Below are 24425 nucleotides of genomic sequence, written 5' to 3'. Positions count from 1 at the left end.
TCATTCGCCGAGCCGGCCGCCGCCGGCAAGGTAGGCATCGAGAGACCTGTCGAGAGCGTCGCGGAACCGCGAGACGACCGCGTCGATCTGCTCCGGCGTGCTGATGAGCGGCGGCGCGAAGGCGATCGCCGTGCCGAGCGAACGGCAGACCAGCCCGTTCTCGAAGGCGCGGTTCTGGATGCCAATGCCGAACTGCATGTCGGCGGGAAAGGCTTCGCGCGTCCGTTTGTCGCGGACGATCTCGACGCCCCACATCAGGCCGACGCCGCGCACCTCGCCGACGAGCGGATGCTCGGCAAGCGGCAACATGCCCTCGGCCATGCGCTCCCCGAGCGCCGCGACACCGTCGATGATGCCGTCCTCCTCGTAGATCCTCAGCGCCTCGACACCGACGGCGCACGCAACGGGATGCGCGCCGTAGGTGTAACCATGGCCGAAGACGCCGATCTTCTCGCTTTGCGCCTTCATGCCGGCATAAAGCCGCTCGGAAAGCAGCACCGCCGAGAGCGGTATATAGGCGGCGGTCAACGCCTTGGCGCAGGTGATCATGTCCGGCTCCAGCCCGAAGGTCTGGCTTCCCCACCAGGCGCCGGTGCGCCCGAAGCCGGTGATGACCTCATCGGCCACGAGCAGGACGTCGTGCTTCTTCAGAACCTTCTGGATCTTCTCGAAATAGGTTTTCGGCGGAATGACGACGCCGCCCGTCCCCATGGCCGGCTCGGCGAAGAAGGCCGCAACCGTGTCCGGCCCCTCCGCCACGATCAGCGCATCCAACTCCTCCGCAAGACGCGTGGAAAAGTCCTCCTCCGTCTCCCCCGGCCGGCCCTCGCGATAGAAATGCGGGCATGTGACATGCAGGAAGCCCGGCAGCGGCAGGTTGAACTCCCGGTGCAGGTGCGGCAGGCCGGTGATGCTGGCCGAACCGATCGAGGTTCCGTGATAGCCGCGGTTGCGCGCGATGATCTTCTTCTTTTCCGGCTTGCCCTGGGCGTGGAAATAGTACCAGGCGAGCTTGACGGCGGTGTCGTTCGCCTCCGAGCCGGAGCTCTGGAAGAGCACCTTGGACATCGGCACCGGCGCGATCTTCAGGAGGCGCTCCGAAAGCTCGATCGCCGGCTCCGTCGCGCGGTGGGCGAAGTTCTGGTAGTAGGGCAAGGTATTGAGCTGGCGCGTCGCCGCATCGACCAGCCGCTTCTCGCTCATGCCGAGCGCCGCGCACCAGAGGCCGGACATGCCCTCGATATATTGCTTGCCGTCGTCGTCATAGACATAGGCGCCCTCGCCGCGGGCCATGATCGTCGGTCCGACGGTCTCGTGGGCGGCAAGATTGGTCTGCGGGTGGATCTGGGACGCGATGTCGCGCATGCGCAGCGAGTTGTACATGGTTTCCTCCTGAAATGAGATGCGGGGCGTATCGGACGGCCGTCACGCGTCCTTGCGCTTCACGAACTGGGCGGCGATCAGGACGACGATCGACAGGGCCACCAGCATGGACGAGATGGCGGCGACGGTCGGATCGACCTGGTCGCGGATGTTGGCGAACATGCGCTTGGTCAGCGTGGAGTTCGCGCCGCTCGACACGAACAGCGAGACGACGACCTCGTCGAAGGACGTGACGAAGGCGAACAGCATGCCGGAGAAGACCGAGATGCGGATCTGCGGCAGCGTGACGGTGAGAAAGGCCGTCACGGGCGAGGCCCCGAGGCTGCGGGCGGCGCGTTCGAGGTTGGGGTCGAAACTCTTCAGCCCGTTGCCGACGGCGATCATGACGAAGGGGATGGCGAGCGTGGTATGCGCCAGGACGAGGCCGGTGATGGTGTTGTTGAGCCCGAAGCGGGCGTAGACGAAGAACACGCCGATGGCGACGAAGATCAGCGGGATCATCATCGGCAGCATCAAGAGGCCCCGGGTAATCGGCGTGAAGACACTGGTCGCCTTGTAGAGCCCGTAGGAGGCCAGCGTGCCGAGCACGGTGGCCAGCACCGTCGTGAGGCCCGCGACCTTGAGCGAGACCACCGCGGACTGGATCCATTCCGTCGAGGTGAAGAAGGCTTCGTACCAGCGCAGGCTGAGGCTGCGCGGCGGAAACTCGAGATATTGCGAGTCCGAGAACGACATGGGGATGACGAGGATGCAGGGAATGACCAGGAAGGCCATGACGAGCGCAACCGTCGCATAGAGCCAGAGGCGCTGGCCGTGCGTGATCTGGGTGGAGGTGGCGGGCGTGTTCAGCATCATGGTTTCCCCGCGGAAAAGCTCAGGGCGTCGGTCAGCCTGCGCACGCCCCACAGAACGACGGCCGTCACCACCAGCAGCGCCACGCTGAGAGCGCTTGCCGCGCCCCAGTTGGAGAATTTCGAGACGGCATCGGCGATCTGCGTGGACCACATGGCGACACGGCCGCCGCCGAGAAGGGCCGGCGTCAGGTAGAAACCGAGGCAAAGCACGAAGGTCAGCGCGATGCCCGAGGCAAGGCCGGGCATCGACAACGGCAGGAAGACCTGTCGGAACGCCTGGCTCGGCGAGGCGCCGCAATTGGCCGCCGCGCGCAAAAGCACCGGGTCGATCGCCTTCATGGACGCATAGAGCGGCAGGATCAGGAAGGGCAGCATGACATGCACCATGCCGATGATCGTGCCCGTCAGATTGTGCACCAGCGCAAGCGGTTCGCCGATCACGCCCATCGAAAGCAGCCAGTCGTTGATGACGCCGTTGCGCTGCAGCAGGACCAGCCAGGCATAGGTGCGCACCAGCACAGACGTCCAGAACGGCAGGATGACGAACACCAGGAGGATCTGTGCGGCACGCGCGGAAAGCTGCGACAGGAGATAGGCGACCGGATAGCCGAAGACCACGCACAGCGCCGTCACCAGGCCGGCGACCTTGAAGGTGGTGAGGAAGCTGCCGACATAGGCGGGCCGCAGCAGCCGGGCATAGTTCTGGGCCGAGAGATTGCCGGCGGCGTCGAACAGCGACAGCCAGGCAAGCCAGGCGAAGGGGATGAGAAGAATGCAGGCGACGAGGACCAGCGCCGGAAGGGCAAGCCCGCTGAAAATGCGCCGTTCCCGGCGCCTGGCGCTCTTGAGCATGGCGCGGTTGAGCGGCATGCCCGGGGCTCCATCCATGGCGAGCGTCATGGCGCGGCGCTCCCGATGACGAGGCTCGCTTCCGCCGGCAGCCACAGGGCAAGGGTATCGCCAGGCTGCGGCAAGGGTTGCCGTTCCGCCCCGGAATGGCGGATGGCGACCTCATGCCCGCCGGGCAGCGAGACGGAAACCTGGTTGCAGTCCCCCCGATAGACGACATCGAGCACCCTGCCCTCGATGCGGTTGTCGCTGCTGGCATCGCCCTGCCAGCGCAGCCGCTCCGGGCGGACCATGAGCCAGGTCTCCCCCGTCGACGAGATGGCTCTCGTATCGGCAAGCCGGAGCGGCCGTCCATCGAGGACATAGGACTGATCGCGGCGCTCGACGGGCAGGAAGCGGGTCTCGCCCATGAAGCCGGCGACGAACTTGCAGTTCGGGCGATCGTAGACCGTCGCGGGCACGTCGAGCTGGACGATCCTTCCCTTGTCGAGAACCGCGATGCGGTCCGACATGGTCAGGGCCTCCTGCTGGTCGTGCGTGACATAGATCGTCGTCATGCCGAGCTGCTTGTGCAGCCGCTTGAGCTCGATCTGCATGTGCTCGCGCAGGTTCTTGTCGAGTGCGGAGAGCGGCTCGTCCATCAGCAGCAGGCGCGGTTCGAAGACGAAGGCACGCGCCAGCGCCACACGCTGGCGCTGGCCGCCCGACAGCGCGGTGATGCGCCGGTCGGCAAGGTGCTGCATGTGCACGATCTCCAGCGCGTCCATCACCCGCCTGCGGATGGAGGGCTTGTCCACCTTCCGCAGCTTCAGCGGATAGGCGACGTTCGAGAAAACGTCCATGTGAGGGAACAACGCATAGTTCTGGAACACCATGCCGAGGTCGCGCTTGTGCGGCGGACGCGTGATGAACTCCACGTCATCGACCAGCAAGCTGCCGAGATCGGGCCGCTCGAAGCCGGCGATGACGTTGAGAAGCGTGGTCTTTCCCGAGCCGGAAGGACCGAGAAGCGTCAGGAACTCCCCCGCCTTGATATCCAGGGAAACGCCATCGAGCGCCCTGAAGCTGCCATAGGCCTTGTGGACCTCGCGAAGGTTGACTCTGCCCGAGCGCATCCTGTCCTCCCGGCTCGTTCGATCAGTTCGACATCAACAGGCTGTAGTCCTCGCGAACCAGCTCGTTGTTGTCACGCCACCAGTTGGCGTCGAGAAAGGTCTGCTTCTTGACGTTTTCCGGCGACATGTTGGATTGCGCCAGCACCTCCGGCGAAAACGCCTTCACCTCGAAGGCCAGGCTGTTGGTCGGGCCATAATAGGGCATCATTTCCGGAATGCGCGCCTGAACTTCGGGCGACACGACGCCGGCGATGAACTTCTGGGCGCTCGCCGCGTGCGGCGCGCCCTTGAGGATCGCCAGGCAGCCGTAACCGAGGATCGCATCCTGGTAGGTGAACTTGACAGGCGCCCCGTCCGTGATCACCGATGCCACGCGGCTGCCCCAGATCGCCATCATGTCGACCTCGCCATCCTTGAGGAGCTGGGCGGATTGCGCCCCGGACGACCACCAGACGCCGACATTGGCCTTGATCTTCTCAAGGGCCGCGAGCGCCCGCTCGGTGTCGAGCGGATAGAGGCTGTCCTTGTCGACGCCGTCGGCGATGAGCGCGATCTCCATCATTTCCTGCGGATAGGTGCTGAGCGCGCGACGGCCGGGAAAGGCCTCCGCGTTCCAGAAATCCTGCCAGCTTGCCGGCTCCTTGTCCTTGTAGACATCGGTGCGCCAGGCCAGGACGACGGAATAGGTGTTCGTCGCGATCCAGTGCTCGCCGTATCCGCGCGCGTCAAAACCCTTCGTGCTGATCGTGCCGTAGTCGAGCGGCTCGAAAAGCCCTTCCTTGCCGCCGACCGCGCATTCGTCCGCGCCGAGATGCACGACATCCCAGGTCGGGGAGCCGGACTGGACCTGCACCCGCACGGCGGCAAGCCCGTCATGGGTCTCCTCGCGCAATTCGACGCCTGCGGCATCGGCCGCGGGCTGCCAGATCGTCTTGCGCAGGTCTGTCTGAAGGTTGCCGCCGAAGCCGGCGACGGTGAGGACGTCCTGCGCCGCAGCGACGCCGGCGAAGGAGAGCACGCCCGCTGTCGCGGCGATGGTCAAGAATGCGCGATTACACGATGCCATTACCAAGTTCCTCCTCTGGTGATGCCCGGCCGGAGCCATCCTCCACGGCCCGAATGCATGATCGACATTCCGTTCCCTGCGTGCCAATCTGGTTAATGAGATGAACTATATTGTTCACCTTGTCAACTAAATTTCTGTGCATAAAATCGCCCGGCGGGAACCGTAAGGAGCAACCATTTGAATAAGAAAGTCGAAAACATGACGGACCGCTCCGACGGCAATTTCTTTCGCGGACACCTGGCGCCCCAGAAGAGCGAACCGGACATACGGGACCTGTTCTCCTTCGAACTGCAGCGACTGGCCGGGCTTTCCACCCGCATCGCAGCCCTTTCGATCCGGCCGAAATACGGCATCACCGCACGCGAATGGCGCGCGCTCGCCGTCCTCAAATATCTCGGCGAAGTGCCGCTCCAGGAACTGGCAAAACATAGCGGACTGCTGAAAAGCCAGATGAGCCGGACGGTTTCGTCGATGATCGAGCGCGGCTACATCCTGAAGACCGCCAATCCCGAGGACGGACGCAGCATCCTGCTCAAGCTCAGCCCGGAAGGGCTGGACCTGTCGCAGGCGATCCTGGCCGACGCCTTCGAGCGCAACGAAAACATGCTCTCGACACTCAGCCACGCCGAACGGCAGATCCTGATCGAACTCCTGCAGCGGGTGGGGCGCAACAGCGCGCACTATTTCCACGATCTGAAAACCAGGGCGTCCCAGGAGGATCTGCGCGAACTGGACGAGGAGTGAACATGCATCGCCAGAATTATAGTTGACAATATGAACTAAATTTCGCATCACTACCTCCAAGGAAACCGGGAGGATCGAGATGTCGGAGGCGCTGACAATCTGCGAGTGCTTTGCAAGGGACGGCTTGCAGCACGAAACGACGGACCTTTCCACGCAAACCAAGATCGCCCTGATCGACACCATTTCCGAAGCCGGCTTCCCGCGCGTGGAAGCGACGAGCTACAGCAGCCCCCGCCATGTGCCGGTTTTCGCCGATGCCAGCTACGTGCTGGCCGGCATCCGCCGCCGGCCGGGCACGGCCTACAAGGCCACCTGCCCCAACCTTCATGCCGTCAGACGGGCAATCGGGGATCGTGAAGCCGGCCATGGACCGGAGGAGATAAGCCTGCTGGTGTCGGCGACACAGGCGCACACCGAGAAGAACCTGCGCACGACGCGCGAGCAGCAATGGCGCAACATCGCCGAGATGGTCGCGCTGGCGGACGGCCGGTTCCGCCTGATCGGCGTGATCTCCATGGCGCTCGGCTGCCCCTTCGAAGGCCGGGTCGACCCGGCATCCGTCATCGGCGACCTGAAGGCCTTCTCCGACCTCGGCGTGCGCCACGTCTCCATCTGCGACACGACCGGCCACGGCACGCCTGGCAGCGTGCGCCGCCTCTTTGCCCGCGCCATGGCCGAGGTGCCCGACGTCACGCCCATCGCCCATTTCCACGACACGCGCGGCACCGGCATCGCCAATTGCATGGCCGCCTATGAGGCCGGCTGCCGCTGGTTCGACAGCGCCATCGGCGGCGTCGGCGGCCATCCCGCCCAGATCCGCTATGGCGGCGGCTATACCGGCAATGTGGCGACGGAAGATCTCGTCAATCTCTTCGAGGCCGAGGGCATTGCGACCGGCATCGACATCGACAGGCTCCAGGCCGCCTCACTGCAATGCGAACAGGCGCTTGGGCGCGAATTGCAGAGCAAGGTGGCGCGGACCGGTTTCGGCCATCTGGCAGCGTAGGATTTCTCATGACACAGACTGACGCTTCACCCATCCTCATCAGCGAAGACCGCGGCCCGGTCCGCATCCTCTCGCTCAACCGGCCCGACAAGCTGAATGCCCTCGACACGGCCCTGACGCAGGCGCTGCATGACGCGCTGCTGGCCGCGGACGCCGACGGGGCCGTGCGGGCGGTCGTGCTGACGGGGACGGGACGGGCCTTTTGCGCGGGAGCGGATCTGGCGGAGTTCTCCACCCTGACGCCGGCCAACCAGGAGCTCGTGGAAAAGCGCGCCGACCTCACCTGCCGGACCCAGGCGATGATGCAGCGCCTTTCCAAACCGGTCGTTTCGGCCGTGCGCGGCGCGGCCGTCGGCGGCGGCGCCGGACTGGCGATCGGTTGCGACATGATGGTGGCCGGCACGGACCTGAAATTCGGCTATCCCGAGCTGAAGCATTCCATCGTGCCGGCATTGGTAATGACCGGCCTGCAACGTTCGCTCGGCCGCAAGGCGGCCTTCGAGATGGTCAGCCTCGGCCGCCTCATCGGGGCCGAGGAGGCACGCGCCCTCGGCCTCGTCAACCGGATCGTCGCGCCGGAGGCGGTCGTCGAGGCGGCCCTCGATATCGCCGGGCAATGGGCGGCCGCGCATCCGAAGGCGATGGCCGCCGTCAAGTCGCTGTACTATCGCGTCGCCGACCTCTCCTATGACGAGGCGATGGCGGCCGGGCGCACCGTCAACGCGCAGATGCGCAGCTTCCGGGAGGAGTGCTGATGAAGCCGCTGGAAGGCATTCGCATCCTCGATTTTTCCCGCGTGCTCGCCGGCCCCATGGCGACGCAGATCCTCGCCGAGCTCGGCGCGGAGGTGACGAAGGTCGAGCGGCCGGGCACGGGCGATGAATCCCGCCTGTTCGAGCCCCGGCTGCCCCGCGGCGAAAGCGCCTATTTCTTCGCGTTCAACCGCGCCAAGCGCTCCATGACGCTGAACCTGAAATCGCCGGAAGGACAGGAGATCGCCGCCAGGCTGGCGGAGACGCACGACGTCGTTCTGGAGAACTTCCTGCCCGGCGAGATGGACCGCTTCAATCTCGGCTACGACGCGCTCTCCCGCCGCAATCCCGGCCTCGTCTATGTCTCCAATACCGGCTTCGGGCAGACCGGGCCCTATCGCCTGCGCAACGGTTACGACACGATCTTCCAGGCGCTCTCCGGCATCATGCATCTCACCGGCCATCCCGACGCGCCGCCCGCCAAGGCCGGCATTCCGGTCTCGGACATGACCTCGGGCCTGTGGATCGCGATCGCGATCCTGACGGGGCTGGTCGGGCGCGGGCGCAGCGGCCGGGGATGCCATGTCGACCTGTCGATGATGGATGTCCAGACGAGCCTCCTGGCGCTTGCCGCCGCCCGCCTCTTCGCGCTGGACGAGGATATCGGCCGCTCGGGAACGGAGCATCCGGGCCGTGTTCCCTCCGCGGCGTTCCAGTGCGCCGACGGCACATGGCTGCATATCAGCGGCAGCGACCAGCACTGGGACGATATCTGCGAGGTCCTCGGCCTCGACGAACTTGCCGCCGACGCGGCCTTGAAGAAGAACGCCGCCCGCGTCGCCGCCCGCGAACGGGTGATGGCGGGCATGCGGCAGGCGATCGCGCAGCGCGAACGCGCAACGCTCGCCGAGGCGCTGCGAGACCGCGGCGTGCCGGCCGGCGAGGTGAACACGGTCCGCGAGATCCTGAGCGATCCCCACAGCGAGGCCCGCGGCGTGGTCGGCACGTTCGACCACCCGGAGGAGGGCGCCGTCCGCGCCTTGCGCACGCCGCTGCGCTTTGCGGGTTACGAGGATCCCGCCATCGGCTGCCCGCCGCCGCTCGGTGCGGACACGGCGGCGCTGCTTGCCGGGGAACTGGGCATGCCGGCCGAGACCATAGACCGGCTGAGGAATGAGGGAGTGATCTGATGAGCAAAGCGAAACCCCCGGTTCTCCTGCGGCGCGAGGAGGGTGTCGCCCATGTGGTCCTGGACCGCGCGGAAGCGCGCAACGCCCTCAACCTGCCGATGTGCCTTGTCCTGAAGGAGATTTTCGAGGCGCTCGATGCCGATGCCGACATCCGCGCCGTCGTGCTTTCGGCGAACGGTCCCGTCTTCTGCGCCGGAGCGGATCTGAAGGAGCGCAACGGCCGGGACGAGGCCTGGGTGATCGCCCGGCGGCGCGCCTCCTTCGCCGCCTACGACGCCATTGCCCGCTGCCGCAAGCCGGTGGTCGCGGCAACGCAAGGCCCCGTGGTCGGCTCCGGCGGCGAGATCCTGATGAGCTGCGATTTCGTCATCGCATCGGACAGGACGACCTTCCGCTTCCCCGAGCCGCAATGGGGCACGGTCGGCGCAACGCAGCGCCTGCAACGCACGATCGGCAAGATGCGGGCCAAGGAACTCCTGTTCACTGGCCGCACCATGCCGGTCGAGGAGGCCTACCAGCTTGGCCTCGTCGCCCGTATCGTGCCAGCGGAGGCCCTGGTCGAAACCATCGCCAGCATCGCCGAGGCGATCGCCGCCGCGCCGCCGCTTGCCATGGCGCTGACCAAGCAGGCGGTGGATCTCGGCAGCGAAACCGACCTCAATAACGGCATTCGCGTCGAAATGGCCGCGATCGAGCGGTGCCTGGCGGACGGCGGCTGGCGCGATGGCCTCAACCGCTTCGCAAACAGCGTGGGAGCCAAGGAATGACCGCTGGCGACGCCCTCCCCTTCGACATAGACGCGCTCTGCGCAACGACGATCTCCGCCGCACTGGCACGGGCCGCAACGCTTGCCGGCGATGTGGAGGCCGTCGTGGCGGCGGACGGGCGGCTGACCTATGCCGCGCTCGCCGCCGAGGTCGCACGCATCCGCGACGGACTTGCAGCACAGGGTGTGAAGAAGGGCGAGCACATCGGCCTTTGCCTCGGCAATTCCACGCGCTGGGTGGCGATCTTTCTGGCGATCGGCTCGCTCGGCGCGGTGACCGTGCCGATCAACACCCGCTTCGTCGCCGCCGAGATGGCCTATGCGCTTTCCCAGTCGAAGGTCTCGCGCCTCATCCTCTGCGACCGGTTCCTCAAGATCGATTTCATCGGCCTGCTGCGGCAGATCGACCCCGCGCTCACCGACCGGCTGCCCGCCCCCGCCCTTCCCGATCTCAGGCAATTGATCGTCATCGGAGACAACGTGCCGCCTGCGGCCCTCGCCTGGGAGGCCTTGCTCGCAAGCGGCGCCGAGCCCGCGCAGGCACAGGGCGAGGCCAACGACCCGCTGCTCATCCAGTATACGTCCGGCACCACATCCTTTCCGAAAGGCGTTCTCCTGACCCAGCGCAGCATGCTGGGCAACGCCTTCGTCTCCGGTCATCGCATGGGCCTTCGCGTCGGCGACCGGTTCCATAGCGCCCGGCCGTTCTTCCACGTCGCAGGCACGACGCTCTCCATCCTCTCCTGCCTCCAGCACATGGCGACGCTCGTCTCCATGGACCGGTTCGAGCCGGGCGAGGCGCTGCGCCTGATGGAGGCCGAGCGCTGCACGCATTTCTCCGGCAACGACACGATGGCGCTGATGCTGCTCAGCCATCCCGAGCGCCCGGCGCGACGCCTCGTCCTGCGCGGCGCCTGGCTCGCCGCCTCGCCGACCATCGTCGCCCGCGTCATCGACGAGCTCGGCGCGGGCGAATGCGTCGTCGGCTACGGGCTTTCGGAAGCCGCGCCGAACGTCGCGCAATCCTCCTGGTGGGAGCCGGAGGCCGTCCGCATATCCGCCGCCATGCGGCCGCAACCGGGCATCGACGTCCGCATCCTGAAGGAAGACGGCGAGGATGCCGCCTGCGGCGAACCGGGGGAAATCCTCGTGCGCGGCTGGAGCGTCATGCAGGAATATTTCGACAAGCCCGCCGAAACGCGGGCCGCGCTCTCGGCCGACGGCTGGCTGTCCACCGGCGATCTCGGCGTGCTGGACGAGAACGGCAGGCTGACCTTCCTCGGCCGCGCCAAGGAGATCGTGCGCGTCGGCGGCGAGAACGTCTCGCCGGCCGATGTGGAGAATGTCCTGCATCGCCATGCGGCGATCCGCCAGGCGGCGGTGGTCGGCGTGCCGGACGAACGCCTCGTCGAGGTGACCGGCGCCTTCGTCATCCTGAAGGAGGGCGCCAGGGCCGAACCGGCGGAAATCATGGACTGGGCGAAGGCCAACATGGCCGGCTTCAAGGTGCCGCGCCATGTCTGGATCGTTGAGAGCTTCGAAGCGATCGGCATGACGGCAAGCGCCAAGATCCAGAAGAAGCAGCTCGCCGAACACGCCCGCAAGCTGATCGGAGCGTGACCCCATGCGGATAGAAACCCCCATGCGGATCGAAACCGATGTGACGCGGCTTCTCGGCATCGACCTTCCGATCATCCAGGCCGGCATGTCGTGGGCATCGTCCAACGCGGCCCTGCCGCTTGCCGTGTCGGCTGCCGGCGGTCTCGGCGTGATCGCCGCAGGTCCCATGTATGCGCACGACCTCGCCGCGGCGATCGATGCGGTGCGGGCGGGCACGGACAGGTCGTTCGCCGTCAACCTGCCGCTCTATCGCAAGGGCGCCGACGAGATCCTGGACCTCCTCGTCGAAAAGCGGGTACCCGTGCTCATCGCCTCCCAGGGCGGACCGAAGCGCTACCTCGAGCGGTTCAAGGCCATCGGCACCGTCTGCCTGCATGTGGTCGCCGGTGCGGAGCATGCGGCCAAGGCAGCGGCGGCCGGTGTCGACGGCCTGATCGCCGTCGGCGGGGAAGCCGGCGGCCACCCTCCGCCGGACCTCGTCTCCACGCTCGTTCTCGGCCGTGCGATCGCAAGGGCCGTGCCCGGCATGCCGCTCATCCTCAGCGGCGGCTTTGCCGATGGATACGGCCTTGCCGCCGCCCTGGCGCTGGGGGCCGGCGCGGCGCAGTTCGGCACGCGCTTCATGTTGTCCTGCGAGGCACGCCTGCACGCCGCCTACAGCCGGCGCCTGCTGTCCGCCTCCGTCACCGACACGATGGTGGTCGGCCACGGCCTCGGCATGATCCGCATCCTGCGCAACGACTTTGGCGAACGGATGGGGGCGGCGGAAGCGGAAGGACGGCAATTGGAGGAGCGCAAGGCGCTCTTCGCCGCCGCCTCGCTCAAGGCCGCGGCCTTCGACGGCGATGTCGAGAACGGCAAGGTCGAGGCCGGCCAGAGCGCAGGCCTCGTCGACGACATCCTACCGGCGGCGGACATCGTCGCCGCCATCGCGCGGGACTATGCGGCGGCGCTTTCCGCCCTGCCCCGCCCCATGACACGCTCTCATGAAGGACTGAGCCATGCTGGATAAACCGCTTCTCATCAACGGCGAATGGCGCGCGCCCGTCGGCAACCGATCGGCCGGGGTTCACAATCCGGCAACCGGCGAAGTGATCGCGCAACTCGCCTTGTGCGAGCACGCCGACCTCGACGCGGCGCTGGAAGCGGCGCAGCAGGGTTTCGAAACCTGGCGCAGGACCACCGCCCTCGAACGCGCGAAGATCCTGCACAAGGCGGCCGCCCTTGTGCGAGAGCGCGCCGAAACCATGGCGCAGCTCATGTCCCGGGAGCAGGGAAAGCCGATCGCCGAGGCGCGCGGCGAAGCGAATGCCGCCGCCGAGCACATCGAATGGCATGCCGAGGAGGGCCGGCGCGCCTATGGCCGCGTCATCCCCGCGCGCGTGCCCGGCGCACGCCAGGTCGTCCTGCGCGAGCCCGTGGGGCCGGTCGCCGCGTTCACCCCCTGGAACTTCCCGATCAACCAGCTCGTGCGCAAGGTCTCCGCCGCGCTCGCCAGCGGGTGCTCGATCATCGCCAAGCCGCCGGAGGAGGCGCCGTCCGCCTGTATCGCGCTTGCCCGCGCCTTCCAGGATGCCGGCCTGCCGCCGGGTGTGCTCGGCATCGTCTTCGGCCCCGCCGCCGAGGTTTCCGAGCACCTCATCGCCTCGCCGGTCATTCGAAAGATCTCGTTCACCGGCTCCGTTCCGGTCGGCAAGAAGCTCGGGGCGATGGCCGCCGCCGGGGTCAAGCGCGCGACGATGGAGCTCGGCGGCCATGCGCCCTACATCGTCGCGAAGGACGCGGATGTCGAGGCCGCCGTCAAGCTCGGCCTGATGCTGAAATACCGCAATGCCGGCCAGGTCTGCGCCGCGCCCACCCGCTTCTACATCGAGGAAGACGTCTACGACGCCTTCCGGTCGGGCTTCGTGGCCGGCGCGCGCGCCATCAAGGTCGGCGACGGCCTGTCGGACGGCGTACAGATGGGCCCGCTCACGCACGCCCGGCGGCTCGATGCGATGGCGCGCTTCGTGGACGACGCCGTCTCGCATGGCGCCCGGCTGGAATGCGGCGGCAAGCGCATCGGCAACAGCGGCTATTTCTTCGAGCCGACGGTGCTCAGCGACGTGCCGGAAGACGCAGCGATCATGAATGACGAGCCGTTCGGCCCGCTCGCGGCGCTCGTGCGCGTTTCCGATATCGACGAGGCGATCCGGCGCTCCAACCGCCTGCCCTTCGGCCTCGCCGCCTTCGGCTTCACCCGCTCGCTCGCCACGGCCGACCGGTTTTCGACCGAGCTTGAAGCCGGCATGGTCTCGATCAACCATTTCGGCCTTGCGGCCGCGGAAACGCCGTTCGGCGGCCTCAAGGAGAGCGGCTACGGCAGCGAGGGCGGCAGCGAAACGCTCGATGCCTACCTGACGACGAAGTTCGTCAGCCATATCGGCCTGTGAGCGCCTGATGAAAAGCTACGACTACATCATCGCCGGCGGCGGCTCGTCCGGCTGCGTTCTCGCAAACCGGCTCGTGACGGCAGGCAAGAGCGTCCTGCTTCTCGAAGCGGGGCCTGCCGACAACACGCCCTATATCCACATCCCCGCCACCTTCGTGAAGGTTCTCGGCACCCAGCGGACTTTTATGTACGCCACCGAGCCGGAACCAGGCTCCAACAACCGGGTCCTGCTCGTGCCGCAAGGCAGGACGCTCGGCGGCGGCTCGTCCGTCAACGCGATGATCTACATCCGCGGCCAGGCCGAGGACTATGACACCTGGCGCGACCTCGGCTGCGAGGGTTGGGGATACGAGGACGTGCTGCCGGTCTTCCGCCGTTCGGAGGACAACGAGGTTCTCGCCGACGACTATCACGGCACCGGCGGTCCCCTGAAGGTCTCCGAGCCCCGCTTCCGCCATCCGATCAGCGCGGCCTTCGTGCGGGCCGCGCAGCAGGTCGGCCTTGCCTATTCACACGATTTCAACGGCGCCCGGCAGGACGGCGTCGGCTTCTACCAGACGACGACGACCAATGCCCGGCGCGGCTCCACGGCGGTGACCTACCTGAAGGCGGTGCGCCGCTCCCCTCTCCTGGACATCAGCACGGAGAGCATCGCGACGAAGATCATCCTGGAGAACGGCGCGGCGGCCGGCCTTGCCTATCGTCGGCGGGACGGCAGCATTTTCGAAGCGCGGGCGAAAGAGGAGGTCATTCTTTGCGCCGGGGCGCTCGCCACGCCGAAAATCCTGATGTTGTCCGGCATCGGCCCGGGCGAGATGCTCGCGCAGCATGGCATCCCGGTCGTCCGCGAGCTTCCCGGTGTCGGCGAGAATTTCCAGGACCACATCGCCGTCTCCGTCTACGGCATCACCGATCGGCCGATCTCGCTGAAGGACCAGGACAAGGGCCTGAATGCCGTCGCAAACGGACTTCGTTATCTGTTCGGGCGGTCCGGCCTCTTGTCGTCGAATGTCGTGGAAAGCGGCGGCTTCATCGACACGAGCGGCGGCGGGCGGCCCGACATCCAGATCCACGTCACGCCCACTCTTGTGGGCGATGCCACCCGCGGCCAGATGGAGGGCCACGGCGTCTCGATCAATCCCTGCATCCTGCGCCCCGTCTCGCGCGGCAAGGTTTCGCTGCGCAGCAACCGGGTGGAGGATCCGATCCATTTCGTCGGCAACAACCTGGTCGCCCGGGAAGACGTCGACACCCTGGTGCGCGGCATCAGGCTCTCGCGCGAGATTCTCGCCGCTCCCGCCATGAAGGCCCTCGGCTTCCGGGAACTGGCCCCAGGAGACGACAAGTCGTCCGATGCGGACTTCGAGGCGCATGCGCGGGCCAATGCCAAGACCGTCTACCACCCGGCCGGCACCTGCAGGATGGGCCAGGACCGGCTGTCGGTCGTCGACAACCGGCTGCGGGTGCAAGGTATCCCGCGCCTGCGCATCGCCGACGCCTCGATCATGCCCACCCTCGTGAGCGGCAACACGAATGCGCCCTGCATCATGATCGCGGAACGGTGCTCCGACTTCCTGCTGGGCCAGCAATGACCTGCGCTTGCATACCCATTTGAACTGTTGATGTTATCTGAGGAAATTCCGGAAATGGCTTAGTGAGAAGACGAACAGCGCCGCGCCGATAAGGAACATGGCGGCCAGTTGCGGCCACACCACATCGAGCCCGGCACCGCGGAACAGCACGGCCTGCGCCAGCATCACGAAATGCGTGTTGGGCGCGGCGAGCATGATGAACTGGATGACATCAGGCATGCTTTCGCGCGGGGTGACGCCGCCCGACAGCAGCTGCAGCGGCATCAGCACCATCATCAGCAGGAGCCCGAATTGCGGCATCGAGCCGGCGATGGTGGCGAGGAAGATGCCGAGGCAGGTCATGGCGAAGATGTCGAGCGCGGCGCCGGCAAGGAAGAGGAGCAGCGAACCGTTGACCGGCACGGCGAGCAGCCCCTCCACCACGAAGACGAGGCAGAAGGCGGACGCCGCCAGCACGATGAGGCCCATCGACCAGACCTTGCTCACCATGATCTCGAAGGCCGTCACCGGCATTACCAACAAGTGCTCGATGGTGCCGTGCTCGCGCTCGCGGATGAGCGCGGCGCCAGTAAGGACGATCGACAGCATGGTGATCGAGGTGATGACGTCGCTGATCGCGCCGAACCATCCCTTGTTCAATTCCGGATTGAAGCGGGCGCGCAGGTCGAGGGTGACGGGCAGGACAGCCTCGGACCGATGGCCGGCGAGGAATTCGCCGATCTCGCCCGATACGATCGACTGCACATAGCCCCCGCCGGTGAAGGCCTGCGACATGCGTGTCGCGTCTATGTTGAGCTGGAGGGCCGGCGCGCGGCCGGCGAGGAGATCGCGCTGGAAGTTCGGCGGGATGTCGAGCGCGAACGTGTCGAGGCCGGCATTCATGCGGCTGTCCATCTCCTGCTGGGAAATGAGCGCCGGGGCGAGGAAATAGGGCGGATAGAAGGCGCCGGCAATGCGCGTCGACACCGCCGAGCGGTCCTCGTCGACGATGGCGATCGGCGCCCGGTTCAGCGTTTCCGGCATCGCCTTCGAAGCCGTGTAGATCGCGGCCGTGAAGGCGTAGACGATCAGCACCAGCAGCATCGGATCGCGCAACAGGCCGCGCAGTTCCTTGATGCCGAGATGGAGGATGTTCGCCGCCCGCATCAGCGTGCCTGCTTTCTGAGGAACGCCGCGCCGAGGCCGATGAGGACCGGAATGGCGATCAGCAGCGGCACGAAGGCGCCCGACAGGTCCGCAAAACCGAGCGCCTTGGAGAAGGTGCCGCGCGCGATGGTGACGAAATAGGTCGTCGGGTAGATATGGCCGATGAAGGCCCCGAAACCCTGGAGCGAGGAGACGGGATCGATGAGGCCGGAATATTGCGCGGCCGGGATCATGGTGACGAGCGCGGTGCCGAAGATCGCCGCGATCTGGCTGTTCAGGAAGGTGGAGAGGACGAGCCCCATGGCGGTCGCCACGATGACATAGAGGAACGCCGCTGCCGCAAGGGTCGCGAAACTGCCGGTGAAGGGCACGGTGAACACGACGACGGCGAAGGCCGCCAGCAGCAGGAAATTCAGCATCGCCACGGCCACATAGGGGATCTGCTTGCCGATGAGGAATTCCAGCCGCGTCACCGGCGTGACGTAGAAATTGACGATCGAGCCCAGTTCCTTCTCGCGCACCACGCTCAGCACTGCCAGCATGGACGGGATCATCAACAGCAGCATCGGGATGACGGCCGGCGCCATGGCGTCGAGGCTGCGCACGTCCGGATTGTAGCGATAGCGGACCTCGAACCGGAAATCGCCTTGCGCGGCATCCTTGCCGTAGATCTCGCGCGCCTTCTGCGCCAGCCAGGTCATGTGCATGCCTTCGACATAGCCACGAACGGTCTCGGCCCGCGCCGGCATCGCGCCGTCGATCCAGGCGCCGATGGCGACGGTGCGGCCGCGCGCCAGGTCACGCCCGAAGCCCGGCGGGATTTCCAGCGCGAGGCTGACCTCGCCGCTTTCCATGCGCCGGTCCATGTCGGCATAGCCGATGAGCGGCGGCCTTTCGGTGAAGAAGCGCGAGCCCGAGAGCTGGAGCCCGTAATCCCGGCTGATGGCGGTGTCGTCGTGGTCGAGGATGGCGAAGGACAGGTTCTCGACATCCATGTTGATGCCGTAGCCGATCACGAACATCAGGATCAGGCTGCCGATGGTGGCGAGCGTCGCCCGGATCGGGTCGCGCACGAGTTCGAGCGTTTCGCGCCGCGTATAGGCGAACATGCGGCGGAAATCGAAAAAACGCGATCGGGCGCGCGGGGTTTCGTCGTGCGAGGGCGGTGCCGCCGGTGCGGAGACGGTGGCCGCCTGCGCCGCCGTGGCGTCCTCCAGATAGCCGACGAAGGCGGCCTCCAGCGTCTCGGCCGAGCGGCTGGCGACGATGGCCGCCGGCGTGTCGCTGACGAGAACCTTTCCGGCATGCATCAGCGAAATGCGGTCGCAGCGCTCGGCCTCGTTCATGAAATGGGTCGACACGAAGATCGTGACGCCCTGGCGCCGCGACAGGTCGGCGAGGATGCGCCAGAAGCCGTCGCGCGCGACGGGATCGACGCCGGAGGTCGGCTCGTCGAGGATCAGGATATCGGGCGCATGGATGGTCGCGACCGCCAGCGATAGCCGCTGGCGGATGCCGAGCGGCAGGGCGCCGGGCAGCGCGTCCATGTGGCCGGCAAGCTCGAATTGTCCGGCCGTCTCCCCGACCCGCGCCGGGATCGTTTCCGCGGGAAGGCCGAAAAGGCGGGCGTGCAGTTCGAGATTCTGGCGGACCGTGAGTTCCGAATAGAGGGAGAAGCCCTGCGACATATAGCCAACGCGCCGCCGGATCGTGAGGTCGCGCGGATCGATATCCCGGCCGAACAGCCTCGCCCGGCCGCCGCTTGCCTCCAGAAGGCCGGTCAGCATCTTCATGGTGGTCGTCTTGCCGCAGCCGTTCGAGCCGAGGAAGCCGAAAATCTCGCCGCGCGCGATGCGGAAGCTCACATCGTCGACGGCCGTGAAATCACCGAACCGCATGCTCAGATGCTCCGCCTCGATGGCGGTCTCCTCGCCGCCGCCGGCCGGGCGCGGCGGGATGACGACCTTCCGGTAGCCGTCGCGTTTTGCGGCGGGCAGGAGGGCGATGAAGGCGGCGTCGAGGTCGGTGGTGCCCGTGCGCCGGAGAAGCTCGGCCGGCGGGCCGCAGGCGAGGATCCGCCCGCCATCCATGGCCACCAGCCAGTCGAAGCACGCGGCCTCCTCCATATAGGCGGTGGCGACGATCACGCTCATGCCCTCGCGGCTCAAGCGGATCCGTTCGATCAACTGCCAGAATTGCCGGCGCGCCAGCGGATCGACGCCGGTCGTCGGCTCGTCGAGGATCAGGAGGTCCGGGTCGTGGATCAGGGCGCAGCAGAGGCCGAGCTTCTGCTTCATGCCGCCCGAGAGTTTTCCGGCAGGGCGCTCCGCGAAAGGGGCGAGCCCGGTATCGTCCAGAAGCTCGGCGATGCGGCGCTCCCGCTCCTGCCGGCCATGACCGAAAAGCCGGCCGAAGAAGTCGATGTTGTCGAAGACGGAAAGGGTCGGATAGAGGTTGCGCCCGAGACCCTGCGGCATGTAGGCGATGCGCGGATAGACGCCGTGCCGGTGGGCGGACCGCGCCATGTCGCCGCCGAGAACCGCGATGCGGCCCTGCTGGATCGCCCGCGCGCCCGCGACCAGCGAGAGCAGGCTGGACTTGCCCACGCCGTCCGGCCCGATCAGGCCCACCATGCAGCCGGCCGGAATGTCCAGCGTCACGGCGTCGAGCGCCCGTGTCCTGCCGTAGGAAAGGCCGACATTCTCCAGCCGGGCCACCGGGGACCCGCTCATTGCAGCAGGCTTTTCTGGAGGGCGGCGGGCCATTCGGCCTCGGGGTCGATGCGGATATAGGCGACGCCGGGAAGCCCGGTCTTCACCTGCTGGATATATTTGCGCAGCAGCTCCGGCGCGATCTTCGCCTTGATCCGGAACATCAGCTTCTGGCGCTCCTCCTCGGTCTCGACCGTCTTCGGCGTGAACTGCGCCACATCCGCGACGAATGTTGCCCTCGCCGGGATGACATATTGCGGCGCGGCGTCGAGGACGAGCCGGACCTCCGTGCCGATCGCGACGCGGCCGGCCTCCGCCGTCGGCAGGAAGAACGTCATGGAGACATCGCCGAGATCGACGAGGTTGAGCACCCGGCCGCCGCTGCCCAGCACCTCGCCCGGCTGGGCGACGCGATACTGCACGCGCCCGTCGCGCGGCGCCCGCAGCGTCCCGTCGTCGATTTCCGTGTCGATGGCCTCGATCGCCGCGCGCGCCGCATCGACGGCGGCTTCGGCATCCACGACCAGCGCCTTCGCCGCGTTGATCGCCGCATCGCTTGCCGCAAGCTGCGCCTCGGCCGCGGCGACCGCGGCGGCGGCGCTGCGCTCGGCCGCGCGGCCGTTGTCGAGGATCTGCTGCGAGATCGTGCTGCTGGCGGCAAGCTGTTCCGAACGCGCCAGCGTGCGCTGCGCCACGTCGTGCTCGGCCTCGCGCTGGGTCACCACGGCGGCGGCGGCCGTCCTTTCGGCCTCCCGCTGGACGATCAGCGTCCTGGCGGTGTCCACGCCGATCGACGCGCGCTGCAACTGCGCCTCCGCCTGCCGGCGCCGGGCCTGCATCTCCGACATATCCATGCGGGCAAGGACGTCGCCCGCCTTCACGAGATCGCCTTCGTCGACGAGGATGTCCCTGATCCGCCCCGGCGACTTCGCCGAAATGTCGATCTCGACGGCCTCGATGCGCCCGTTGCCGCGCGCCAGGCCTTGCGGCAACGCGCCGTTGCGGGATTGCTGCCAGGCATAATATCCACCGGCGGCAAGGACCGCGAGCAGGATGGCGCCGAGCCGGAAGCCGCCGGCCTTCATGGCGAGACCGTACGGTTCGCGGCCCGCAACACCGGGGTCCCGTCACCGCTGCTCTCTCGTGATGCTGTCATGGCTCCGTGCTCCGCTATCCTGCGATCCTTCCGAAATGAAAACCAGAACCCGGCCGCGGCGGCCTTGATCCGCGTCAATGCAGCGGGAGATCAAGGAGCGTTTCGCATGGCGGGATCGTGCAGGTCAGGAACGCGATGAAGAAATCCCTGCGCGATCCGTGGCCGGCGGATTGACCCGTCGTTGCGACGTCTCTTCCCGGCGCCGCAGCGGCGGGAAATCGTCCGGCGTGATGGTCTCGCGCTCAAGCAACAGGCGGGCGCCAGCCTTGAGGTCGTCGATGCGGAAGCGCAGGAGATCCCTTGCCGCCGCGTCGGTCTCGTCGAGAATCTCGCGTACCGCAAGATCGACTTCCCGTGCGGTCGCTTCGGAATAGTCCCGGGGATGGAGGCGGGCGCCGTCGCCCAGCCATTGCTGTTTTTCCTCCTCCAGCACGGCCGGGCCGACGGAAGCGCTCATGCCGAAGCGGGTGACGCTCTGGCGGGCGACATCGGTCGCCTTGGCGAGATCGTCGGCAGCGCCCGTCGAGACCTCGCCGTAGATGACCTCCTCGGCCGCGCGTCCGGCCAGCAGCACGACCATCCGCTCCTTCAATTCGCTGGCGGTGATCAGGAAACGGTCGTCGGTCGGCCGCTGCAAGGTGTAGCCGAGCGCGCCGATCGAGCGCGGAATGATCGAGACCTTGTGGACGGGATCGGTCTTCGTCAGCGACGCGGCGGCGAGCGCGTGGCCCATTTCGTGATAGGCGACGCGTTCCCGCTCCAGCGGGCCGAGCAACCGGCCCCGCCGCTCGGCGCCGGCGACGATGCGCTCCACCGCTTCGGTAAAATCCGCCATGGTCACCTGGTCGGCATCGCGGCGGGTGGCAAAGATCGCCGCCTCGTTGACGAGATTGGCAAGGTCAGCACCGGTGAAGCCGGGGGTGATCCCGGCAATGTCGCCGATATCCAGTCCCGGCGCCGTCCTCACCGCCTTCATGTGAACCTTGAGGATGGCTTCGCGTCCCTTGCGGTCGGGCCGGTCGAGCACGACCTGGCGGTCGAAGCGACCGGCGCGGGTCAGCGCGGGATCGAGTATTTCCGGCCGGTTGGTCGCCGCCAGCAGAACGATGCCGACGCGCGGATCGAAACCGTCGAGTTCGGAAAGCAGCTGGTTGAGCGTCTGCTCCTTCTCGTCGCCGCCGCCATAGCCGCTGAACGGCGTGCGCGCCCGGCCGAGCGCATCGAGTTCGTCGATGAAGATGATGCAGGGAGCCGCCTTGCGCGCCTGCTCGAAGAGATCGCGCACCCGGGCGGCCCCGACGCCGACGAACATCTCGACGAACTCGGACCCGGAGATCGAGAAGAACGGCACGCCGGCCTCGCCCGCCACCGCGCGCGCCATCAGGGTCTTGCCGGTCCCCGGCGGGCCGACCAGCAGGATACCCTTCGGAATCCGAGCGCCGAGACGCCCGTATTTCTCCTTGTCCTTCAGGAAGGACACGATCTCCATCAGTTCAACCTTGGCCTCGTCGACCCCGGCGACGTCCTCGAAGCTCACCCCGGTCTCCCGTTCGAGATAGACCTTCGCCTTGGACTTGCCGATGTTGATGAGGCCGCCCATGCCCTGCCGCTCGGCGAAACCGCGGAACAGGAACATCCAGATGCCGAAGAAGAGCAGCATCGGCACAACCCAGGAAAGGATCGTGGTGAGCCAATTGCTGTCGGTGCCGCCGGTCACCTGGACTCCCGCCCTTTCGAAGGCGGCGGCCGCGTCCGGCTCGACGCGGGCGGAAACGAACAGGCTCCGGCCGTCCTGCGGTTCCTTGAACCGGCCCTGGATCGTCGTCTCGGTGATCGTAACCGACGCCACCTTGCCCTGGTCCACCATCCGCATCAGCTCGGTATGGGAAAGCGGGGCGACGTCGCGCCAGGCCAGCCACATCTGGAACGCGCCGAACAGAACGAGCGCCAGAAGGAAGTAACCGATGTTGAACGTGTGTTTCCGGTCCATGTCCGTCCCCAGGGTCCAAAATCGCCTGCCCTGCTTTCTTTCACGTCCCGGCGGCCGTATCCTTGACGTCAATCAAACGGGCTCCTCCGACGACGCCCATTCGTGCCGATGGGAAACCATGCCGGCGTGCGATCTGCCAACGCTGCACGGGCGCTTCCTGCAAGCGATCTTTTCACGCCGTTTCGAGAACGGGGCGGGCTACGCATTGGCGCTCGTCGCGGTCGCGGCGGTGTTCGTTCTGTTCATCCCCCTCATCCTTGAACGTCCCCGCGTGCGTAGAGCGCGGGCGGGGTGCCAACGCGCCGGGCAAAGGCCGTGCTGAACGCGCTGGCCGATCCATAGCCGACGCGCTCAGCCGCCTCTGCGACCGTGATATTGCCCCGACGCAAAAGACCCTTGGCAAGCGACATGCGCCAGCCGAAGACATACTCCATCGGCGCGACCCCGACTTCACGCCGGAACCGCTCGAAGAAGGTGGTGCGCGACAGGGCTGCCTCGCGCGCCAGCGCATCCACCGTCCAGCCCTCTGCCGGCCGGTCGTGGATGCACCGCAGCGCGATGGCAAGGCGCTCGTCGCAAAGGCCGCGCAGGAGCCCGGAGGGCGCCGCCGGGCCTGAAGCCGATCGCAGGGCCTCGATCAGGAGAACTTCCAGGAGCCGCGTCAGGACGGCCTCGCGGCCGGGACGCTCGGCACGCATCTCGTCGTTCACGAACGTCACCAGAGCGGCCAGCCGCTGCTCGCCGCGCACATGCATGAGCTGCGGCAGAAGCGAAACGAGAAGATCGGCATCGTCCGACGCGAAGCTGCAGTGCCCAACCAGCATGCGCAAGTCGAGCGGGGCGTCTGCGGGTCCGAGGCGGAACACGCCCGGGCTTATCTCGACCCGTGCCGTCTCCGCTTGTGTGGAGGGCTCCAGACTGGACGTGACGAAGTCGTAGGCAGCCGGCACGAGCACGAAGTCGCCGCCTTCGAGCATGACGGGCGCCTGGCCGGCACACTCAAGGCGGCAGCGTCCGCTCAGGACCGCACAATAGAAGGGCCGGCCTTCGTCCGTGCGATGCACGCGCCACGCACCGCCTGCGACGATGAGCTTCGACAGATCGGCCTTGGGTTGCAAAAGACCGACAACTTGGCTGAGAGGATCCGACATTTCCGTACGATCGAAAACATTTTCTGTATTCTTCCTTATAGATCATCCGGCGTCTCACGCCTACCCTCCTGCCATACCCAACAGGAGATCACCCATGAGCACCATCCTCATCACCGGCTGTTCGTCCGGCTTCGGCCTGGAGACGGCGCGTTTCTTTCTCGACCGGAACTGGACGGTCATCGCCACGATGCGCACGCCGCGCGAAGGCATTCTGCCGCCGTCCGACCGGCTGCGCGTTCTGCCGCTCGACGTGACGGATGCCGGCAGCATCGCACACGCCGTCGAAGCAGCGGGTCCGATCGATGTCCTCGTCAACAATGCGGGTGTCGGCCTCATGAATGCGCTGGAGGGCGTGTCGATCGAAAAGATCCGCGAGCTGTTCGAGACCAATACGATCGGCACCATTGCCATGACGCAAGCCGTTCTCCCGCAGTTCCGCGCGCGAGGCGCCGGTACGATCGTCAACGTGACGTCCAGTGTGACGCTACGCGCTCTGCCGCTCCTGTCCGCCTACACGGCAAGCAAAGCTGCGGTGAATGCCTTCACGGAATCGCTGGCGCTGGAATTGGAGCCGCTCGGTATCTCCCTGCGCCTCGTTCTGCCGGGGGCTTCGCCCGAAACCGCGTTCGGTGCGAACGCCCGCGCCCGCATGGGAATGGACGTGCCCGAAGCCTATGCCGGCATCATGGCGGAGATCGTGGCCAACCGGCAGCGCGCGACCGAATTCACGCGCGCCATCGACGTCGCCGAGGCGGTCTGGCGGGCGGCAACCGATCCCGCCTGCCCCATGCGCCTGCCGGCTGGAGCGGATGCCTTGGCCTGGTCGAAGGCCCTAGCGCTTGTTACGCAGCGACCTCCGGCTCCTGCATGACGGGCTGGCTTGTTGAAGCCCGCGCCGGCCGC

20 protein-coding genes are annotated in these 24425 nt (G+C 66.8%); 10 read left to right on the top strand and 10 right to left on the bottom strand.

Annotated features, from left to right (window positions below; genetic code table 11):
* Genes shn_RS02765 through shn_RS02745 form a run of 5 tightly spaced genes read right to left on the bottom strand, consistent with a single transcriptional unit; the run spans position 1 to position 5267 of the window.
* Entirely contained in the window at positions 1–1383 is a 1383-nt protein-coding gene (locus shn_RS02765; protein WP_064329040.1) for an aminotransferase, read from the bottom strand.
* Between the two features lie 42 nt (positions 1384–1425).
* Complete coding sequence (locus shn_RS02760; RefSeq protein ID WP_245337355.1) at positions 1426–2238, bottom strand: ABC transporter permease; 813 nt, start codon at positions 2236–2238, stop codon at positions 1426–1428.
* A complete protein-coding gene (locus tag shn_RS02755; protein WP_064329038.1) occupies positions 2235–3137 on the bottom strand; it encodes an ABC transporter permease in 903 nt (300 codons plus the stop codon). The genes shn_RS02760 and shn_RS02755 overlap by 4 nt, the downstream gene beginning before the upstream one ends.
* A complete protein-coding gene (locus shn_RS02750; protein WP_064329037.1) occupies positions 3134–4201 on the bottom strand; it encodes an ABC transporter ATP-binding protein in 1068 nt (355 codons plus the stop codon). The genes shn_RS02755 and shn_RS02750 overlap by 4 nt, the downstream gene beginning before the upstream one ends.
* Positions 4202–4223: 22 nt before the next feature.
* Positions 4224–5267 (bottom strand): ABC transporter substrate-binding protein, encoded by a 1044-nt coding sequence (locus shn_RS02745; RefSeq protein ID WP_064329036.1) that lies wholly within the window; start codon positions 5265–5267, stop codon positions 4224–4226.
* Positions 5268–5444: 177 nt separating this feature from the next.
* On the opposite strand from shn_RS02745, the gene shn_RS02740 reads away from it, so the two are divergent.
* The 9 genes from shn_RS02740 (at position 5445) to shn_RS02700 (ending at position 15368) form a co-directional block, all read left to right on the top strand.
* Positions 5445–6011 (top strand): MarR family winged helix-turn-helix transcriptional regulator, encoded by a 567-nt coding sequence (locus tag shn_RS02740; RefSeq protein WP_064329035.1) that lies wholly within the window; start codon positions 5445–5447, stop codon positions 6009–6011.
* Positions 6012–6090: 79 nt separating this feature from the next.
* On the top strand, positions 6091–7017 hold the full coding sequence (locus shn_RS02735) for a hydroxymethylglutaryl-CoA lyase (RefSeq protein WP_064329034.1): 927 nt from the start codon (positions 6091–6093) through the stop codon (positions 7015–7017).
* A gap of 8 nt (positions 7018–7025) precedes the next feature.
* Positions 7026–7772, top strand: a complete 747-nt coding sequence (locus shn_RS02730; protein ID WP_064329033.1) for an enoyl-CoA hydratase/isomerase family protein — start codon at positions 7026–7028, stop codon at positions 7770–7772.
* Entirely contained in the window at positions 7772–8959 is a 1188-nt protein-coding gene (locus tag shn_RS02725) for a CaiB/BaiF CoA-transferase family protein (RefSeq protein ID WP_064329032.1), read from the top strand. Before shn_RS02730 ends, shn_RS02725 begins: the two co-directional genes overlap by 1 nt.
* Entirely contained in the window at positions 8959–9726 is a 768-nt protein-coding gene (locus tag shn_RS02720; protein ID WP_064329031.1) for an enoyl-CoA hydratase/isomerase family protein, read from the top strand. Before shn_RS02725 ends, shn_RS02720 begins: the two co-directional genes overlap by 1 nt.
* The gene (locus shn_RS02715) at positions 9723–11345 is read left to right on the top strand and encodes a class I adenylate-forming enzyme family protein (protein ID WP_064329030.1); all 1623 of its coding nucleotides are present in this window, start codon (positions 9723–9725) and stop codon (positions 11343–11345) included. The genes shn_RS02720 and shn_RS02715 overlap by 4 nt, the downstream gene beginning before the upstream one ends.
* A 22-nt stretch (positions 11346–11367) precedes the next feature.
* Entirely contained in the window at positions 11368–12357 is a 990-nt protein-coding gene (locus tag shn_RS02710) for a nitronate monooxygenase family protein (protein WP_064329029.1), read from the top strand.
* Complete coding sequence (locus tag shn_RS02705) at positions 12347–13777, top strand: NAD-dependent succinate-semialdehyde dehydrogenase (RefSeq protein WP_064329028.1); 1431 nt, start codon at positions 12347–12349, stop codon at positions 13775–13777. The genes shn_RS02710 and shn_RS02705 overlap by 11 nt, the downstream gene beginning before the upstream one ends.
* A 7-nt stretch (positions 13778–13784) precedes the next feature.
* The gene (locus tag shn_RS02700) at positions 13785–15368 is read left to right on the top strand and encodes a GMC family oxidoreductase (RefSeq protein ID WP_064329027.1); all 1584 of its coding nucleotides are present in this window, start codon (positions 13785–13787) and stop codon (positions 15366–15368) included.
* Between the two features lie 33 nt (positions 15369–15401).
* Here the strand turns inward: shn_RS02700 and shn_RS02695 are convergent, their stop codons facing one another.
* From shn_RS02695 to shn_RS02675, 5 genes are all read right to left on the bottom strand, one after another.
* Complete coding sequence (locus shn_RS02695; RefSeq protein ID WP_064329026.1) at positions 15402–16514, bottom strand: ABC transporter permease; 1113 nt, start codon at positions 16512–16514, stop codon at positions 15402–15404.
* On the bottom strand, positions 16514–19246 hold the full coding sequence (gene rbbA / locus shn_RS02690; RefSeq protein ID WP_145925848.1) for a ribosome-associated ATPase/putative transporter RbbA: 2733 nt from the start codon (positions 19244–19246) through the stop codon (positions 16514–16516). Before rbbA ends, shn_RS02695 begins: the two co-directional genes overlap by 1 nt.
* Entirely contained in the window at positions 19243–20310 is a 1068-nt protein-coding gene (locus shn_RS02685; RefSeq protein WP_064329024.1) for an HlyD family secretion protein, read from the bottom strand. Before shn_RS02685 ends, rbbA begins: the two co-directional genes overlap by 4 nt.
* Positions 20311–20505: 195 nt before the next feature.
* Entirely contained in the window at positions 20506–22371 is a 1866-nt protein-coding gene (ftsH, locus tag shn_RS02680) for an ATP-dependent zinc metalloprotease FtsH (RefSeq protein WP_064329023.1), read from the bottom strand.
* 251 nt (positions 22372–22622) lie between these two features.
* Positions 22623–23522 carry an AraC family transcriptional regulator gene (locus shn_RS02675; protein ID WP_064329022.1) on the bottom strand — a complete coding sequence of 300 codons (900 nt, stop codon included), beginning with the start codon at positions 23520–23522 and terminating at the stop codon, positions 22623–22625.
* Between the two features lie 94 nt (positions 23523–23616).
* On the opposite strand from shn_RS02675, the gene shn_RS02670 reads away from it, so the two are divergent.
* Positions 23617–24393 carry an SDR family oxidoreductase gene (locus tag shn_RS02670; RefSeq protein WP_064329021.1) on the top strand — a complete coding sequence of 259 codons (777 nt, stop codon included), beginning with the start codon at positions 23617–23619 and terminating at the stop codon, positions 24391–24393.
* Positions 24394–24425: the final 32 nt, after the last annotated feature.

The organism is Shinella sp. HZN7 (assembly GCF_001652565.1).
GTDB classification, from domain to species: Bacteria; Pseudomonadota; Alphaproteobacteria; order Rhizobiales; family Rhizobiaceae; genus Shinella; species Shinella granuli.
Note: the sequence above shows the minus strand (reverse complement) of the source record. Positions and strands in the feature narration are given on the sequence as shown.